This window comes from Xanthomonas sp. NCPPB 2250 (assembly GCF_056725265.1).
In genome coordinates this window covers 1374932-1392905 of the sequence record NZ_CM161520.1, presented here as the reverse complement: position 1 = coordinate 1392905, position 17974 = coordinate 1374932, and the positions used below count along the sequence as shown (strand labels likewise).

General features: G+C 70.7%; 14 protein-coding genes. 9 read left to right on the top strand and 5 right to left on the bottom strand.

Going from position 1 to position 17974, the window contains the following annotated elements:
• Positions 1-230 precede the first annotated feature (230 nt).
• The 6 genes from AC1PMG_RS05800 to AC1PMG_RS05775 are packed head-to-tail and all read left to right on the top strand — an operon-like array spanning position 231 to position 7773.
• Positions 231-1457, top strand: coding sequence for an ATP-grasp domain-containing protein (locus tag AC1PMG_RS05800; RefSeq protein ID WP_481110969.1), 1227 nt, complete (start codon positions 231-233; stop codon positions 1455-1457).
• Entirely contained in the window at positions 1454-3250 is a 1797-nt protein-coding gene (locus AC1PMG_RS05795; RefSeq protein ID WP_481110968.1) for an IucA/IucC family protein, read from the top strand. Before AC1PMG_RS05800 ends, AC1PMG_RS05795 begins: the two co-directional genes overlap by 4 nt.
• Positions 3247-4419, top strand: a complete 1173-nt coding sequence (locus AC1PMG_RS05790) for an MFS transporter (RefSeq protein WP_481110967.1) — start codon at positions 3247-3249, stop codon at positions 4417-4419. The genes AC1PMG_RS05795 and AC1PMG_RS05790 overlap by 4 nt, the downstream gene beginning before the upstream one ends.
• Positions 4397-6154: an IucA/IucC family protein gene (locus tag AC1PMG_RS05785; RefSeq protein WP_481110966.1), complete on the top strand. Its 1758-nt coding sequence runs from the start codon at positions 4397-4399 to the stop codon at positions 6152-6154. Before AC1PMG_RS05790 ends, AC1PMG_RS05785 begins: the two co-directional genes overlap by 23 nt.
• Positions 6151-7404, top strand: coding sequence for a type III PLP-dependent enzyme (locus AC1PMG_RS05780; RefSeq protein ID WP_481110965.1), 1254 nt, complete (start codon positions 6151-6153; stop codon positions 7402-7404). Before AC1PMG_RS05785 ends, AC1PMG_RS05780 begins: the two co-directional genes overlap by 4 nt.
• A 54-nt stretch (positions 7405-7458) precedes the next feature.
• On the top strand, positions 7459-7773 hold the full coding sequence (locus AC1PMG_RS05775; protein ID WP_017910801.1) for a PsiF family protein: 315 nt from the start codon (positions 7459-7461) through the stop codon (positions 7771-7773).
• Positions 7774-7869: 96 nt separating this feature from the next.
• Here the strand turns inward: AC1PMG_RS05775 and AC1PMG_RS05770 are convergent, their stop codons facing one another.
• Positions 7870-8979 (bottom strand): sterol desaturase family protein, encoded by a 1110-nt coding sequence (locus AC1PMG_RS05770; RefSeq protein ID WP_481110964.1) that lies wholly within the window; start codon positions 8977-8979, stop codon positions 7870-7872.
• 102 nt (positions 8980-9081) lie between these two features.
• A complete protein-coding gene (locus AC1PMG_RS05765) occupies positions 9082-10308 on the bottom strand; it encodes an MFS transporter (RefSeq protein WP_481110963.1) in 1227 nt (408 codons plus the stop codon).
• A 30-nt stretch (positions 10309-10338) separates the two neighbouring features.
• Between AC1PMG_RS05765 and AC1PMG_RS05760 the strand changes: the two genes are divergently transcribed.
• Positions 10339-11169 carry an AraC family transcriptional regulator gene (locus tag AC1PMG_RS05760; RefSeq protein WP_481110962.1) on the top strand — a complete coding sequence of 277 codons (831 nt, stop codon included), beginning with the start codon at positions 10339-10341 and terminating at the stop codon, positions 11167-11169.
• Between the two features lie 25 nt (positions 11170-11194).
• On the opposite strand, the gene AC1PMG_RS05755 is transcribed toward AC1PMG_RS05760, so the two are convergent.
• Entirely contained in the window at positions 11195-12481 is a 1287-nt protein-coding gene (locus AC1PMG_RS05755; protein ID WP_481110961.1) for an O-acetylhomoserine aminocarboxypropyltransferase/cysteine synthase family protein, read from the bottom strand.
• Between the two features lie 164 nt (positions 12482-12645).
• Between AC1PMG_RS05755 and AC1PMG_RS05750 the strand changes: the two genes are divergently transcribed.
• Entirely contained in the window at positions 12646-13398 is a 753-nt protein-coding gene (locus AC1PMG_RS05750) for a hypothetical protein (protein ID WP_043091771.1), read from the top strand.
• 65 nt (positions 13399-13463) lie between these two features.
• Here the strand turns inward: AC1PMG_RS05750 and AC1PMG_RS05745 are convergent, their stop codons facing one another.
• Complete coding sequence (locus AC1PMG_RS05745; protein WP_295964641.1) at positions 13464-14114, bottom strand: HAD-IA family hydrolase; 651 nt, start codon at positions 14112-14114, stop codon at positions 13464-13466.
• The gene (clpB, locus tag AC1PMG_RS05740) at positions 14114-16699 is read right to left on the bottom strand and encodes an ATP-dependent chaperone ClpB (RefSeq protein ID WP_481110960.1); all 2586 of its coding nucleotides are present in this window, start codon (positions 16697-16699) and stop codon (positions 14114-14116) included. Before clpB ends, AC1PMG_RS05745 begins: the two co-directional genes overlap by 1 nt.
• Positions 16700-16917: 218 nt before the next feature.
• Between clpB and AC1PMG_RS05735 the strand changes: the two genes are divergently transcribed.
• Entirely contained in the window at positions 16918-17622 is a 705-nt protein-coding gene (locus AC1PMG_RS05735; protein WP_481110959.1) for a glutathione S-transferase, read from the top strand.
• Positions 17623-17974: the final 352 nt, after the last annotated feature.

The following is a 17974-nucleotide window of genomic DNA, read 5'->3' as shown; positions in this document are numbered from 1 at the left end:
ACGACGCCGGTCACCGCACCACCGCGCGCCAGCACGGCGCGCCGCCGCCCGCGGGAGACGCGGGCCAGTGCAACGGACGCAGCCGCGTCCTTCCCCACCCAGCGCGCGCCCGATGCGATGCGCCAGGCAACCACGCGACCCTGCCGCAGCCGCGGCGCATGCCTCCCGTGTCCGCCTCCGCGCGGCCGCGCCGGTGGCGTGCGTGCGCCTGCGCCCGACGAGACCCGCACATGACCTCGCACGACGCTCCCCTGCTGCTCCTCAGCCACGTCTGCCACCCGGCGGTGACCGATGGCTTCCTTCCCGCCGCGCAGCGCCTGGGCGTGCCGGTGCTGCTGCTGACCGACCACCGCCACGCCCACCTCGACCACTTCCGCCGCCATCCGCCGGCCGCACCGGTGCAGGTGCTGGAGTGCGACGTGTTCAATCCGCTGGGCGTGCTCGACCTGCTCGGCGGCCTGCCGCAGCCACCGCGCGCGGTGTTCAGCAACAGCGACCACCTGCAGACCAGCGCCGCCGTGGTCGCCGCCGCGCTCGGCGTGCCGGGCAAGGACTGGCAGGTCTGCTACGCGGCCAAGAACAAGGCGGCGATGCGCCAGCGGCTGCGCGCGCTCGGCCTGCCGGCGCCGTGGTTCTGCAGCCTGGCGCCGGGCGGGCAACCGCCGGCGCAGGCGCCCTGGCCGCTGATCGCCAAGCCGCGCGAAGGCGTGGCCAGCCTGGACGTGCGCCACTGCGCCGACGCGGCGGCGCTGCAGGCCTACCTCGATGATTTCTGGCAGCGCCACCCGCAGCGCAGCGTGCTGCTGGAGAGCGTGCTGGAGGGTCCGCTGTTCACCCTGGAAACGCTGGGCGACGGGCGCAGCCTGCAGCCGATCGGCGGCTTCGACGTGCAGCTGTCGGCGCCACCGCATTTCGTCGAATGCGAGGCGCGCTGGCGCAGCGCCATCGACACCCCGGTGCTGCAGCAGGCGCTGGCGCAACTGCAGGCGTTCGGCATCGGCTTCGGCGTGTGCCACAGCGAGTTCATCCTCACCGCCGACGGCCCGGTGCTGGTGGAGATCAACTACCGCAGCATCGGCGACGGCCGCGAATTCCTGCTCGATCGCCTGTTCGGCGGACACTGGTTCGACAGCGTGCTCGGCCTGCACCTGGGCCGGCCGCTGCCGGTGCTGCAGGCGCGCCGCGCGCAGGCGCTGGTGCGCTACTACGTGGCCGAGCACGACGGCACGCTGGCGGTGGCCAGCGCCGACCACGCCAGCAGCGATACGCACTGGGAGGCACGCTACCGGCGCCTGCGGCAACCCGGCGACGCCATCCGCCTGAGCCATTCCAACAAGGATTACCTGGGCGTGCTGGACGTGCTCGCCGATACCGAGGCGGACCTGCAGCAGGCGCTGGCCAGCACCGAGGCGTCGCTGCATTGGCGCATCGACACCACCACCGGAGTGGCGGCATGAACCAGGACGCCGACCGCCGCTACATCGACCTGCGCGTGATCGACGCCTGCCTGCGCGAAGACCTGCGCGGCATCGTCAGCCGCGGCGCCGCGGCCACCCCGCCGCCGGCGGTGCTCGCCGCCTGGGCGCAGGCGTCGCTGCCCGCGGACGCCATCTGGTGGCGCATCGCGCACCTGCCCGACGGCGAACTATGGCTGCCGCTGCGCCGCGCCGGTTACCTGCAGACCGTGAGCGCCTGCAGCGACGGCTGGGTCGTGCACACCGGGCAACAAGCTGCCTACGAATCCGGCGCCGCGCAGTGGCTGGCACGGCTGGGCGCCGGGCTCGACGCGGAAACCCAGGCGTTGCACCGCGCCTATGTCGAGGAAGCCGACTGCGCGGTGCGCCAGCGCGCGCTGGCGCGACAGGCCTACGCACAGCAACAGCCGCTGCTGGCCACCGCGCTGGACGCCGCCGACGCGCACGAACGCGCCTACCGCTGCGAACAACTGGCCAGCCACCGCGACCATCCGTTCTATCCCAGTGCGCGCGCCAAGCTCGGTCTGGACGATGCCGACCTGCCGCGCTACGCACCGGAGTTCGGCCCCAGCTTCGCCCTGCGCTGGCTGGCGCTGCCGGTCGCACAGGTCACCCAGACCACCCCGCCGCCGGCGTTCTGGCCGCGCCCGAGCATGCTCGGCCTGGATCCGGCGCTGGACGCCGACCACGTCGCCTGGCCGCTGCACCCGCTGATCTTCGCGCGGCTGGGCGAGGACGGCTTCGCCCTGCCGGACGGCGCGATCGCCGCGCCGCAGCCGTGGCTGCAGGTGCGCCCGTCGCTGTCGCTGCGCACGGTGATCCCGCTGGCGTTTCCCGATCATCATCTGAAGCTGCCGGTGCCGATGCGCACCCTCGGCGCGCTCAACCTGCGCCTGATCAAGCCGTCCACGCTGTACGACGGGCACTGGTTCGAACGCGTGTTGTGCGACCTCGCCGCGCACGATCCGGCGCTGGGCGAACGCTACCTGCACGTGGACGAGGCGCATGCCGGCCATGTCGGCGAGACACGCCACCTCTCCTACCTGCTGCGCCGCTATCCGGCGTTGCCGGAGGCGACCCTGGTGCCGGTGGCCGGCCTGTGCGCGACGCTGCCCGATGGCCGGCCGCTGGCCGTGCACCTGGCCGAGCGCTTCCATGGCGGCGACCTCGCCGCCTGGTGGGACGGCTACCTGGCGCTGATGTGCCAGGTACACCTGCGGCTGTGGCTGCGCTACGGCATCGCGCTGGAGGCCAATCAGCAGAACAGCGTGCTGATCTACGCCGCCGGCCGCGCGCCGCGGCTGCTGCTCAAGGACAACGACGCGGCGCGGGTGCTGCTGCCGCGGCTGCACGCGCAACGGCCGGCGTTGGCCGCGCTGGGCGCTCCGCGCGACGCGCGCATCGTGGTGCAGGACGACGCCGCGCTGGCGCGGATGTTCTGCACCATCATCCTGCAACTGGATCTGCAGGCGGTGCTGGAAGGGCTGGCGGAACGGCAGCCGGGGCTGCGTGCCCCGCTGTACGCACTGCTGCGCGCGCGCCTGCACGGCACCCTGCGCGCGCTGCGCGAGGACGGCATCGACACCGCCCCGGCGCAGGCGCTGCTGGACGCGCCCACGCTGCCGGTGAAGTACCTGCTCAGCGCCGGCAGCCTGCTCGGCAAGCAGATCACCGGCGCGGCGGACATCAACAAGTTCTACGGCGACAGCGCGCCCAACCTGCTGCGCGAGGATGCACTGCCGGCGCGCGCGGTCGCGGCCGGGGCGGGGCGATGAAGCGCCTCCTCGGCCCGGTGCTGGCCGCGCACTATCTGGCTGCCTTCACCGCGCTGGGCATGCCGCTGTTCCTGCCGCAGGTGCTGCAGCAGCTCGCGCCGGGCGCGGCGATCGGCTGGAGCGGCGTGCTGTACGTGCTGCCGACGCTGTGCACCGCGCTCACCGCCAGCGCCTGGGGGCGGCTGGCCGACCGCTACGGGCGCAAGCGCTCGCTGCTGCGCGCGCAACTCGGCCTGGCGCTTGGCTTCCTCATGGCCGGCTTCGCGCCGAACCTGGGCTGGCTGGTCGCCGGCCTGGTCGTGCAGGGCGCCTGCGGCGGCTCGCTGGCCGCGACCAACGCCTATCTCAGCAGCCAGGCGCAGAGTGGCTCGCTGGCGCGGGCGCTGGACTGGACACAGTTCTCGGCACGCCTGGCGATGGTCACCGCGCCGGCGCTGCTCGGCCTGGCCACCGCGCTGGGGCCGGCGCAGTCGCTGTACCGCTACCTGGCGCTGCTGCCGTTGCTCGCCTTCGCGCTGAGCTGGCGGTTGCCGGCCGATCCGCCGCGCGCGCCGGCGGCAGCTGCGTCCACATCCGCCATGCCGCAGGCGGATGCGGCGCAGCGCCGCCAGCGCTGGGCGCTGTGGACCACGCAGTTCCTGTTCTGTTTCGCGATGGTGGTGACCTTTCCCTACTTCCTGCCGTATGCGCAGGCGCACGGCATCGGCAGCAGCGCGGTCGCCGGCCTGCTGTACAGCCTGCCGCACCTGGTCTACCTGGTGCTGATGCCGTGCTGGCGCGGTCGCGACCACCGCATGTCGCCGCTGCCGGCGGGGCTGGCGCTGTTCGCCCTGGCCTGTCTGCTGCAGATGGCGCCGCCGGCGCCCGGCTGGTTGATCGCCGCGCGGCTGCTGTTCGGCCTGGGCATGTGGATGGCGCTGCGCGGCCTCAACCGCAGCCTGGCCGAGATCGCCGGCGGGCGCGGCGCGGGCCAGTTGTTCGGCCGCTTCGATGCCGCCGGCAAATACGCCGGCGTCGCCGGCGGCGTCCTCGCCGGTGCCCTGGTGCAAGGCCATGGCCTGGCCGTGCCGTTCCTCGCCGCCGCCGCGGCCGCCCTGCTGGCGCTGCTGCCGGCCCTGATGCTCACGTCCGTTCGGAGAACCGTCCATGTCCCCGTTGCCGATGCATGACCCGTGGTACGACAGCCTGGCGCAAGCGCAGGCGATCACCTGCTGGCTCAACTGCTACCTGCGCGAAGTCGCGCTCGGTCGCGGCCTGGCCGACTTCGACTACCGCGGCCTGGACCGCCCCGGCGTGGCCGCCGCCGGCGAGCGCTGGCTGCGCCTGCAACTGCACTCGGGCGCGACACTGTGCGTGCGCCTGGCGCATGCCGACCGCCTGGGCCGCTGCCGCTTCGCCTCGGCGCCCTACCTGAAGGCTGACGGCCGTCCGTGGCACTGCCTGGACGCGGAGACGCTGGTGCGCCTGCTGCTGCAGGAGCTCAGCGAAGGCGAGCACGCGCCCAACCTGGAACTGCTGGCGCAGAGCGCCAACAGCGTCGCCATCACCGCGCAGCTGCTGCGCCAGGCCGACGCCGCCCAGCCCACCGGCGAGGCACTGATCGATGCCGAGCAGTCGATGCTGTGGGGCCACGCCTTCCATCCCACGCCCAAGAGCCGCGAGGGCGTGCCGCTGGACCAGGTGCTGGCCTGCGCGCCGGAAGCGCGCAGCGCCTTCCCGCTGTTCTGGTTCCGCATCGACCCGCGCCTGTACCGCGCACAGGGCGATGACGTGCGCACCACCCTGGCACAGGCCGGCGGCGGCGCCGACCTGTACCCCTGCCACCCGTGGGAGGCCGAGCGCGTGCTGGCGCATCCGCTGCTGCGCCAGGCGCAGGCGCGCGGTTGGATCGAACCGCTGGGCGAACGTGGCCTGGCGCTGCGCCCGACCTCGTCGGTGCGCACGCTCTACCACGCCGACCTCGATCATTTCCTCAAGCTGTCGGTGCATGTGCGCCTGACCAACTGCGTGCGCAAGAACGCCTGGTACGAACTGGAAAGCGCGGTGGCGCTGACCCGCCTGCTGGCGCCGGACTGGCAGGCGCTGGCGCAGCGCGTGCTTGGCTTCCACGTGCTGCTGGAACCGGCCGCCACCGACCTCGATTTCTCCGCGCTGGATGCCGATGCACAGGCCTGCCGCGAGCTGGGCGAGAGCTTCGGCGTGCTGTACCGGCAGGCGATCCCGGCGGCGCAGCGCGCGCGCTATCGCCCGCAGGTGGCCGGTGCGCTGTTCACCAACGACGCGCGCGGCCAGCCGGCCTGCACCGCCGCGCTGCAGACGCTGGCGCAGCGCAGCGGCAGCAGCCTGGAGGCAGCCACGGCGGCCTGGTTCCGCGCCTATGCACAGCTGCTGCTGGACGGCGTGTGGAGCGCCTGGTTCGGCTACGGCATCGTGCTGGAGCCGCACCTGCAGAACACCGTGATCGGCTGCGAAGGCGGCCTGCCGACACAGGTGTGGATCCGCGACCTGGAAGGCACCAAGCTGCTGCCGTCGCGCTGGCCGGCGGCACGCCTGCCCGGCATGTCCGAGACCGCGCGACAGTCGCTGTACTACAGCGCCGAACGCGGCTGGAACCGCATCGCCTACTGCGCGCTGGTCAACAACCTGGCCGAAGCGATCTTCCACCTCGCCGACGGCCACGACCGCCGCGAACGGCAGCTGTGGCAGATCGTCGGCGACATCGCCCGCCGCTGGCAGCAGCGTCACGGCGCGCAGCCGGCATTGCAGGCCCTGCTCGACGGCGCGCCGCTGCCGGCCAAGAACAACCTGCGCCTGCGCCTGTTGCAGCGCGCCGATCGCCATGCCGACTACAGCTTCCTGCCCAACCCGATCGGCAGCGCCGCGCTGCGGCAGGCGGCGGCATGAGCCTGCGCATCGATTCCGCCCCGCTGCAGGCGGCGCTGGCGCGGCTGCGCGCACAGGCCGACGGCCCGGTCTGCGCCTACGTCTACGACCTAGCGGCGCTGCAGGCGCACGCGGCGACGCTGCGCGCGCAGCTGCCGGCCGATTGCGAACTGTTCTATGCGGCCAAGGCCAACGCCGAGCCGCCCGTGCTGCGCACGCTGGCGCCGTGGGTGGACGGCTTCGAGGCCGCCTCCGGCGGCGAACTGCAGTGGCTGCACACGCACCAGCCGGGGCGCCGGCTGCTGTTCGGCGGCCCCGGCAAGCTCGATGCCGAACTGCAGCTGGCCGCCAGCCTGCCCGACTGCAGCGTGCATGTGGAAAGCCTGGGCGAACTGCAGCGGCTGGCGCGCATCGCCGCATCGCGGGAGCGGCCGCTGTCGGTGTTCCTGCGCCTGAACATCGTGGTGCCGGGCATGCAGGACACGCGTCTGGTGATGGGTGGGCGGCCCTCGCCGTTCGGCCTGGACGCGGACGACCTGGACACGGCCATGCAGGTGCTGCGCGGCGCGGCCGGGCTGCGCCTGGACGGCTTCCATTTCCACCTGCTGTCGCACCAGCGCGATGCGCAACTGCAGCTGCGCCTGATCGCGCACTACCTGCAGACCGTGCAGGGCTGGCGCCAGGCCTATGCGCTGGGCCCGCTGACGGTGAACGCGGGCGGCGGCTTCGGCGTGGACTATGCCGACCCGGCGGCCTCGTTCGACTGGGCCGCGTTCTGCGCGGGATTGCCGGCGCTGCTGCGCACGCATGGCGAGGGCCTGCGCCTGCGCCTGGAGCCGGGCCGCTACGTCAGCGCCGCCTGCGGCTGGTACCTGATGGAGGTGCTGGACATCAAGCGCAGCCATGGCGCGCAGTTCGCCATCGGCCGCGGCGGCACCCATCATTTCCGCACGCCTGCCGCGCAGGGCCACGATCATCCGTTCCTGGTGCTGCGCGGCACGCAGCCGCCAGTGCTGCGCGATGCGCGGGTGACCCTGGTCGGGCAACTGTGCACGCCCAAGGACGTGCTGGCCCGCGACCAGCCGGTGGCCGCACTGGCGCCTGGCGACTGCCTGGCGTTCCCGCTGGCTGGTGCCTACGCCTGGAACATCTCGCACCAGCAGTTCCTGATGCATCCACCGCCGCAGATGCTGTTCCTCGACGGGCCGGCGCAGGCCGCCGACGCCTTGCCGCAGCGCCGCATTGCCGACCCGGCCACCGCGGCGTCATGATCCGGTCACCCGTGCCGGCGCACCCTGCCGGCACATCCAACCGGAGCTGCCGCCATGACCCGTTCCGCCCGCTTCGCCGCCACCTGTCTGCTGCTGAGCTTCACCGCCGCCCCACTGCTGGCCACTGCTGCGACCAAGCCGCAGACCGCACAACAGACCCTGATGGCCAAGTGCTCGGCCCAGAACAAGGGCAAGAAAGGCGATGAGTACAAGAGCGCGCAAAAGGCCTGCCTCAGCGGCGGCACCGCCCCGGCGGCGGGCAACGCCTCCCAGCAGCGGATGAAGGACTGCAATGCGCAGGCGGCCACGCAGAAGCTGCAGGGCGACGCCCGCAAGACCTTCATGAGCGGTTGTCTGAAGAAGCAGTGAGCGCAGTAAGCCCCTCTCCCCCCGGGAGAGGGGGTGGGGTGAGGGTACGACAGCCAGCGAAGCAGGCAACAGCCGCATCGCCAACCGCCACCGCTCCTACGAATCCCGGCTTTCCACAGCCGAACGGCTGGTCATCCCCACTCCCGAATCCCCACCGCCCACCGGCATCCCCGCGTGATCCACCGGAATCGGCGCATAGTCCTCACCGAACGCCACCTCGCCCGGTGTCCAGCCGGAGCGGCGCCACACCGCGCCCCAGAAGCGCTTGAGCCCTTCCCACTGCAGCGCGACCAGGCCCAGCTCGTTGTCGCGGTCCACCATCGGATCGCCCACCCCGGTCGGCCGCACCGGCTCGCCGTACAGCGCCGTGCCGAACAGCACGTCCCAGAACGCGAACACCTGGCCGAAGTTGCAGTTGTGCAGGCCGGGCCGCTCCGGATCCACGCGCATGTGGTGCAGGCGATGGAACGGGGGATCGACCAGGAGCTTGTCGAGCACCGGGCCGAAGCCGAAGCGCACGTTGGCGTGCGACAGGTTCTGCACCAGTTCGCCGAGCAGCATCAGCCAGGCGAACTCGTCGGCCTCGATGCCGAAGGCGATGCCCACCGCGGCCAGCACGAACGATTGCAGCATGCCGTCCAGGTAGTTGCTGCGGTCGTTGGCCCAGCAGCTGAGCTGGCGCTGGCTGTGGTGCATGCTGTGCATGGCCCACCACCACGGCATCCAGTGCTGCACCCGGTGCATCCAGTAGTAGGTGAAGTCGTAGGCCAGGTAGTACAGCGCGAACAGCGCCAGCGGATGCTGGTCCAGCCACGGCCAGGCATGGCGCAGGCCGGTCTCCGGCGCCGCCGCGGCGTTGGGGTCGGCGCCGCCCAGTGCGTTGACCACCGGGGTCAGGATCAGGAACGAGAACAGCGGGAACACCCCGATCAACATCAGCCAGGTGTAGTGGAAGTCGATCCGCGCCAGCCGCCGGTGTTCCCAACGTTCGGCCGGCCACAGGCTCTCCAGCGGCCGGAACAGCACGCCGATGATGGACAACTGCAGGGCCGCCACCAGCAGCGAGGCGGCGATGTCGTGCGGATCGTCGCTGAGTCCGGTCAGGTGCAGCGCCGCCAGCAGCGGCGCCACCGCGTGGCTGGCGACCAGGTCGACCAGCGTGGACCAGGCGTGGGCAACGGACGAGACCAGGGCGATGACAGGCATGCGAAGACAGCGATGGGGGCGCGACGGCCGGCGCGACAGCATGCGGCCGCAGGCTTTCGCCAAGCTGTCCGTGCCGGTCGATGCCGGCCAAGCGCGGTCGCGCTAGTGCGCCGGCCGCCGGCTCGGCAGAAACGCCGCAACGATGCCCAGCAGCGGCAGGAACGACATCACCTGGTACACGAAGACGATGCCGCGGTGGTCCGCGAGCAGGCCCAGCACCGCCGCGCCCAGCCCGCCCATGCCGAAGGCGAAGCCGAAGAACAGCCCGGAGATGGTGCCGATGCGCCCGGGCATCATTTCCTGCGCGTACACCAGGATCGCCGAGAACGCCGAGGACAACACGAAGCCGATCAGCACGGTCAACGCGGTGGCCGCATGCAGGCCCACGTGCGGCAGCGCCAGCGCGAACGGCGCCACGCCCAGGATCGACACCCAGATCACCGGCTTGCGGCCGATGCGGTCGCCGACCGGGCCGCCGATCAGCGTGCCCAGCGCCGACGCCAGCAGGAACGCGAACAGGTGCAATTGCGCGCTCTGCACCGAGACGCCGAAGCGCTGGATCAGGTAGAAGGTGTAGTAGCTGCTCAGCCCGGCGATGTAGAAATACTTGGAGAAGATCAGCAGCAGCAGGATGCCGACGATCCGCACCACCGTGGCGCGCGGCAGCGCCGGCACCGCGGCGGCCGGCCGCGGCGTCGCGCGCGCGGCCTGCAGATGCAGCGCGTACCAGCGCCCGACGTAGGACAGCAAGGCGATGCCGAGCAGTGCCGCGCCGCCGAACCAGGCCACGCTGTGGCGGCCGTTGGGCACGATCACCGCCGCGGCGATCAGCGGCCCCAGCGCGGTGCCGGTATTGCCGCCGACCTGGAACACCGACTGGGCCAGGCCGTGGCGGCCACCCGAGGCCAGCCGCGCGATGCGCGAGGATTCGGGATGGAAGATCGCCGAGCCGATCCCGACCAAGGCCGCCGCCAGCAGCACCATGCCGAAGCTCGGCGCATAGGCCAGCAGCAACAGCCCGCACATGGTGGAACTCATGCCCATCGGCAGCGAATACGGCGCCGGTCGGCGATCGGTGCGCAGCCCGATCAGCGGCTGGAACAGCGAAGCAGTGATCTGGTACGTGAGAGTGATCAGCCCGACCTGGGCGAAGCTGAGCTGGAACTGGCCCTTGAGCACCGGGTACAGCGCCAGGATCAGCGACTGCATCATGTCGTTGATCAGGTGCGAGGAGGTGATCGCGGCCAGGACGCCGGACGCGACCTTGCGCGGGGCGGCGGGAGCGGCGGGGGAGGAAACGACGGGCGCGGCAGGACGCAACGTGGACATGGCGGGACAGGCATTGCCGGGAGTGCGTGCATGGTAGGCTGCCCTGCCCCGACCTTCTCGCGCGACATGCCCAGCAACCATCGCAAAAAGGACATCATGGTGCCGGGGTCCGGCCGCAATGCGGACGACGCGCCCGCCGACGTGGTGTGCAAGGCCATCGACTACACACCGGACAGCGCCATCGCCCCGCACCGGCATGCGCGCCACCAGTTGATCTACGCGGTGTCCGGCCTGATGGTGGTGCGCTCGGGCCAGGGCCACTGGGTGGTGCCGAGCACGCGCGCGCTGTGGATCCCCGCCGGCACCGAGCACAGCGTGCGCTGGATCGGCGTCCTGCGCATGCGCAGCCTGTACATCCGTCCCGCCGCCATCGCCGGCATGCCAGACACGCCGACGGTGATGGCGGTGGAGCCGCTGCTGGAAGCGCTGATCCGCAGCGCCGCGGAGATCCCCTGGGACCACGCCGCCGACTCGCGCGACGGGCGGCTGATGCGGCTGATCCTGGACGAACTGCATGCGCTGCCGGCGCTGCCGCTGTACCTGCCGCAGCCGCGCGATCCGCGCCTGCTGCGCATCGCCGCCGCGCTCGACGCCGACCCGGCCGCTCCCACCACGCTGCACGCCTGGGCCGCGCAGCTGGGCGTGGACGTCAAGACCATCCAGCGCCTGTGCCAGCGCGAACTGCAGATGCGCTTCGGCCAGTGGCGCCAGCAACTGCGCCTGCTGCGCGGGCTCGAACGGCTGGCCGCCGGCGACCGCATCATCGACGTGGCGGTGGAGCTGGGCTACGACAGCCCCAGCGCGTTCACCGCCATGTTCAAGCGCCAGTTCGGGCAGCCGCCGAGCCAGTTCTTCCGCTGAGCACGCATGCAGCGCGCGGCGTGGCTCAGGCCTGCGCCAGCGCCTGCCGCAGGTCGGCGAGCAGGTCGTCGATGTGCTCGATGCCCACCGACAGCCGCACCGTGTCCTCGCTGACGCCGCTGCGCTGCAATTCCTCGGGCGAGAGCTGGCGATGGGTGGTGGACGCCGGATGCGTGGCCAGCGACTTGGCGTCGCCGATGTTGACCAGGCGGGTGAACAGTTGCAGCGCATCGAGGAAGCATGCGCCGGCGGCGCGGCCGCCGCGCAGGCCGAACGTCAGCACGCCGGAGCCGTGGCCGCGCAGGTACTTCTGCGCCAGCGCATGCTCGGGATGGTCCGGCAGGCCGGCGTAGTTGACCCACTCCACCTTGGCCTCGCCCTGCAGGTGACGCGCCAGCGCCAGCGTATTCTGGTTGATCCGGTCCATGCGCAACGGCAGCGTCTCGATGCCCTGCAGGATCTGGAACGCGTTGAACGGCGACAGCGCCGCACCGGTGTTGCGCAGCGGCACCACCCGCGCGCGGCCGATGTAGGCCGCCTCGCCCAGCGCCTCGGTGTAGACCACGCCGTGGTAGCTCACGTCCGGCTCGTTGAGGCGGCGGAAGCGCTGCGCATGCGTCGCCCACGGAAAGCGCCCGGAATCGACGATCGCCCCGCCCAGACTGGTGCCGTGGCCGCCCAGGTACTTGGTCAGCGAATGCACCACGATGTCGGCACCGAAGTCGAACGGCCGCAGCAGGTATGGCGTGGGCACGGTGTTGTCGACGATCAGCGGCACGCCGTGGGCGTGGGCGATGGCGGCCACCGCTTCCAGGTCGGTGACATTGCCGCGCGGGTTGCCGATCGACTCGACGAAGATCGCCTTGGTGCGCTCGTCGATCAGTCCGGCGAAGGCGCCCGGATCGCGATAGTCGGCGAAGCGGGTCCGGATCCCGGACAGCGGCAAGGTGTGCGCGAACAGGTTGTAGGTGCCGCCGTACAGCGCGCTGGAGGACACGATGTTGTCGCCGGCCTCGGCGATGGTCTGGATGGCATAGGTCACCGCCGCCTGCCCGGACGCCACCGCCAGCGCGCCGATGCCGCCCTCCAGCGCGGCGATGCGCTGTTCCAGGACGTCGGTGGTGGGGTTCATGATGCGGCTGTAGATGTTGCCTTGCACCTTCAAATCGAACAGGTCGGCGCCATGCTGGGTGTCGTCGAAGGCATAGGCCACGGTCTGGTAGATCGGCACGGCCACCGCGCGGGTGGTCGGATCGGGACGGTAGCCACCGTGCACGGCGATGGTTTCCAGCTTCCAGTTCGGGTCGGGCATGGGCGGGTCTCGGCAAGAGGAGCCGAGACGATAGCGCCCTGCGTGGCAGCGAATGCAAACCCGCGGTTATGAGGCCATGACGCCGGGTTGTCAGCCCACCCGGCGCGGACGGCGCGCGAGCACCCGGTATGATGGGCCGGCCAGCCCGCCGGGATGCTCACCCGATGCAACGCGCCGCCATCCGCTCGATTCCGCTGCTGCTCTTCGCCCTGCCAGCGTTCGCGCGGGCCGCGCCGCCGCCGTCCTATGCGATGGAACAGTGGAGCCAGCCCTACACTTGCGAGGCGCAGCACCAGCGCTATCTGGCCGATCCCGAACAGGATTCCAGCGTGCCCGCGCACGTCATGATGCAACGCTACCTCGGCGTGCTCGACGCGGTGATCGCTGGCGACGAGGCGGCGTTGACCTTGCGCCATCTCTGCGATCGGTTCGACCTGGATTTTTTCCCCGGCATGCTGCCGCCGCCGTATGCCGAACCGTGGAATCCCTCGCCGCGGCCACCGGTCGGCAACGTCTTCGCTGCTTTCGTCGACGCCGCCGGCATGGCGTTCACGCAAGAGGTCGAAGCGAAGTACTTGCCCGACCGGGCCTCGCTCTCGCTTTCCATCAGTTCCAAGGAAGATGCGCCCGTGGCTGCGGGCAGCGGGCTCGGCTACCGCTATCGCGACATGGGCGACGCCTGCCCGCTGCGGCTAGGGCAACTGGCCGACAGGCTGGCCGCCGCCGGATTCTCGAAAGAGTACTTCGCTGTCGAGCCGCCACCACCGCAATACGCCGATACCGACTTTGGCGTCGGCGCCAGTTTCCAGCGCGACAAGCTTGCCGTGGGGGCCACCCTGCAAGGTACGTTCGCCGCGCAACGCGCACACCCCGAGGCGGCCTGCGTAGCAGGCATCACGCTGTCCCTGGAGAAGTAGGCGCACGCACTGCCGCAGGCGGGAACGCCGACCCTGGCGCGCCGATCCAGTCCCGGCATGCAAGCTCAGTCGTCGCCGAGCGCGCCATGGACGAGCAGCCAGGCACGCAAGGCTTCTGCATCCACATAGCGCTCGGCGCGCAGGCCCAGGGCACGTGCGGCCTCGACATGGACCGCCGTGTCATCGACGAACAACACCTCGTCCGCGGCCATCCCGAGTTGTGCCAGTGCATGCAGGAAGATCGCCGGCTCGGGTTTGATCGCACCGACCTCGCTGGAATTCACCACCGCATCGAACGCGTCGGCGATGCCGAGCGCCTGCAGATCGTGCGACAGGCGCGAGGTGGCGTTGCTCAGCAGCACCACGGGCATGCGCTGGCGCACCTGCCGCAGCAGCGCCAGCACTGGCGGGTTGAGCCGCGCCGCCGTCGGCGCGGACCAAGCGGCGACCAAGGCCGCGACATCGGCCTCGGGCGCGAGCGCAGCGAGGCGCGCGGCCACCGCGGCCCGCCATTGCGCATCGCGCGTCGCACCGCGAATCGCCGGCTCCAGCAGCGCCGGCGCGAACGCCACCGCGCGCAGGCTGCCCGGCGGCACGCCGTGCGCGCGCTCCAGCGCCGCATCGTCGTCGGGCCACAGCCGCAGCACGCCGTCCATGTCCACCAGCAGGGCGCGCGCCGCCGACACAGCGGAACGCGCCTGCGCGACGGGCCCCATCAGGCCTTCTCGAACACCAGCTTGCCGCCCTCGGCCTCGACCTTGATGGTGTCGCCGCTGAGGAACTGGCCGGACAGGATCTGCTGCGCCAGCGGGTTCTCCAGTTGCGCCTGGATCGCGCGCTTCAGCGGGCGCGCACCGTACACCGGGTCGAAGCCGACGTTGCCCAGCAGCTCCAGCGCGCGGTCGCTCAGTTCGATCTTCAGCCCGCGCTCGGCCAGGCGCTTTTCCAGGCCGTGCAGCTGGATGCGCGCGATCGACTTGATCTGCGCCTTGTCCAGCGGATGGAACACCACGATGTCGTCCAGGCGGTTGATGAACTCCGGGCGGAAGTGCGCCTGCACCACGCCCATCACCGCCGCCTTCATCTGCGTGTAGGCCTCGGCGCTGCCGTCGCCGCTCAGCTCCTGGATCTGGTGCGAACCGAGGTTGGAGGTCATCACGATGACCGTGTTGCGGAAGTCCACGGTGCGGCCCTGGCCATCGGTGAGGCGACCGTCGTCGAGCACCTGCAGCAGGATGTTGAACACGTCGCTGTGCGCCTTCTCGACCTCGTCGAGCAGGATCAGCGAATACGGCCGGCGCCGCACCGCCTCGGTCAGGTAGCCGCCTTCCTCATAGCCGACATAGCCCGGAGGCGCACCGATCAGCCGCGCCACAGAGTGCTTCTCCATGAACTCGCTCATGTCGATGCGGATCATCGCGTCGCTGCTGTCGAACAGGAACTCGGCCAACGCCTTGCACAGCTCGGTCTTGCCGACGCCGGTGGGGCCCAGGAACAGGAACGAGCCACTGGGCCGGTTCGGATCGGACAGGCCGGCGCGCGAGCGGCGCACCGCGTCGGACACCACCTTGATCGCCTCTTCCTGGCCGACCACGCGCTGGTGCAGTTCGTCCTCCATGCGCAGCAGCTTGTCGCGCTCGCCCTCGAGCATCTTGTTGACCGGGATACCGGTCCAGCGCGACACCACCTCGGCGATCTCCTCGGCGGTGACGCGGTCCTGCACCAGCTTGAAGTCGTGCTGTTCGGCCTCGTTGGCCGCGGCCAGCTGCTTCTCCAGGTTCGGCAGCAGGCCGTACTGGATCTCGCTCATCTTGGCGTAGTCCTGGCGCCGCTGCGCCGCTTCCAGCTCCACGCGCGCCTGCTCGATCTGCTCCTTGATCTTGGTCGCGCCCTGTAGCGCCGCCTTCTCCGACTTCCACACCTCGTCCAGATCGGAGAACTCGCGCTCGAGCTTGTCGATGTCGCTCTCCAGGTCGGCCAGGCGCTGCCGCGAAGCCTCGTCCTTCTCCTTCTTCAGCATCTCGCGCTGGATCTTGAGCTGGATCAGGCGCCGCTCCAGGCGGTCCAGTTCCTCCGGCTTGGAGTCGATCTCCATGCGGATGCGGCTGGCCGCCTCGTCCATCAGGTCTATTGCCTTGTCCGGCAACTGGCGGTCGGTGATGTAGCGGTTGGACAGGGTGGCCGCGGCGACGATCGCCGGATCGGTGATCTCCACCCCGTGGTGCACCGCGTAGCGCTCCTTGAGCCCGCGCAGGATGGCGATGGTGTCCTCCACGCTCGGCTCGCCGACGAACACCTTCTGGAAGCGCCGCTCCAGCGCCGCGTCCTTCTCGATGTACTTGCGGTACTCGTCCAAGGTGGTGGCGCCGATGCAGTGCAACTCGCCGCGCGCCAGCGCCGGCTTGAGCATGTTGCCCGCGTCCATGGCGCCGTCGGCCTTGCCGGCACCGACCATGGTGTGCAGTTCGTCGATGAACAGGATGATCTGGCCCTCGTTCTTGGACAGATCGTTGAGCACGCCCTTGAGCCGCTCCTCGAACTCGCCGCGGAACTTGGCGCCGGCGATCAGCGCGCCCATGTCCAGCGACAGCACGCGCTTGCCGCGCAGGCCTTCGGGCACTTCGCCGTTGACGATGCGCTGGGCCAGGCCCTCGACGATGGCGGTCTTGCCGACGCCGGGCTCGCCGATCAGCACCGGGTTGTTCTTGGTGCGCCGCTGCAGCACCTGCACGGTGCGGCGGATTTCCTCGTCGCGGCCGATCACCGGATCGAGCTTGCCGCTCTCGGCGCGCGCGGTGAGGTCGATGGTGTACTTCTCCAGCGCCTGGCGCTGTTCCTCGGCGTTCTCCGACTGCACGGTCTCGCCGCCGCGCAGCTTGTCGATGGCAGCCTCGAGCTTCTTCTTGTCGGCACCGGCCGCGCGCAGCGCCAGGCCCAGCGCACCGCTGTCGTCGGCGGCGGCCAGCACGAACCACTCGCTGGCGATGAATTGGTCGTTGTGCTGCTGGGCCAGCTTGTCGGTCTGGTTGAGCAGGCGGCTGAGGTCGTTGCCCATCGACAGGTTGCCGGGCTGGCCGCTGACCTTGGGCAGCTTCTCCAGCGCCTCGCCGAGCCGCTCGCGCAGCACCGGCACGTTGACGCCGGCCTGCGCCAGCAACGGCCGCGTGCTGCCGCCGGCCTGGTCGAGCAGCGCGACGAACACGTGCACCGGCTCGATGATGGTGTGGTCGCGGCCCACGGCCAGCGACTGCGCGTCGGCCAGGGCCTGCTGGAAGCGCGAGGTGAGCTTGTCCATCCGCATCGGGAAGTCCTCTGAATGAAAGGGCCGGCCGTGCCGGCATGCCAGCAAAATGCGGCTGTCCGCCCGTGTTTCAAGGCCGTCCGCGACGTCTGTATACGCTACGCAGGAGCAACGCGACCCGGTGTGCCGTTCGCCGCACTTTGGCACCCGCCAGTCACACGCCGCTACCGCAACGGCGGCTACCCTCGGCGCTCCCGTCCCCACGCACAGGCCCCGCCATGCACTACGAGCTCTACTACTGGACCGGCATGCAGGGCCGCGGCGAGTTCGTGCGGCTGGCGCTGGAGGATGCCGGCGCCGGCTATCGCGACGTGGCCCGCGAGCAGGGCGACGCGGCGCTGCAGCCCTTCCTCGACGGCGCCCATGCCGGCGCACGCCCGTTCGCGCCGCCGTTTCTCAAGGCCGGCCGGCTGGTGATCGCCCAGGTCGCCAACATCCTGCACTACCTCGGCCCGCCGCTGGGCCTGGTGCCGGACAGCGAATCGCGGCGACTGCAGGCCCTGCAACTGCAGTTGACCATCGCCGACCTGGTGACCGAGGTCCACGACAGCCACCATCCCATCGCCAGCGCGCTGTACTACCAAGACCAGCAAGCCGAAGCGCGGCGCCGCGCCGAGGACCTGCGCAAGCAGCGGCTGCCGAAGTTCCTCGGCTATTTCGAGCAGGTGCTGGACCAGGGTGGCGGGCGCCACGCGCTGCGCGAGCATTCCTACGTGGACCTGTCGCTGTTCCAGCTGATGAGCGGGCTGGACTACGCGTTCCCGCAGGCGATGAAAAAACTCTCGCCGAAGCTCCCGCGGCTGCGCGCGCTGCAGCAGCGCGTCTGCGAGCGCCCGGGCATCGCCGCCTACCTGGCCTCGCCGCGGCGCCTGCCGTTCAACGAGAACGGCATCTTCCGGCATTACCCGGAGTTGGATGGCTGAGTAGGATTGCAGCGTTGTCATCGGCGCGCGGCGGCCGTCGGAAAGCAGCCGTCAAACCGCAGCACCGACGGGATGACGCAATAGAAGCATCGCGGCTGTAGGAGCGGCTTTAGCCGCGACAGGCATTATCGGTGACGCCTGTCGCGGCTAAAGCCGCTCCTTGTATCTGGACATGTCGCCCCTAAACAGGCGTCATGTCTTCCGACTGATCATCGGAGGAGGTGTGGGAGGTCCAGTCGCTCCTAAAGCTTCGAGCTTGCATCGTAGATCGGCTCCGCCCTCCACATGCTGGCCCTTGGGTGTCCGAACGGTATCCAGAGTCCGCCCCCCCGGGCGTGAACTCGCATCGACA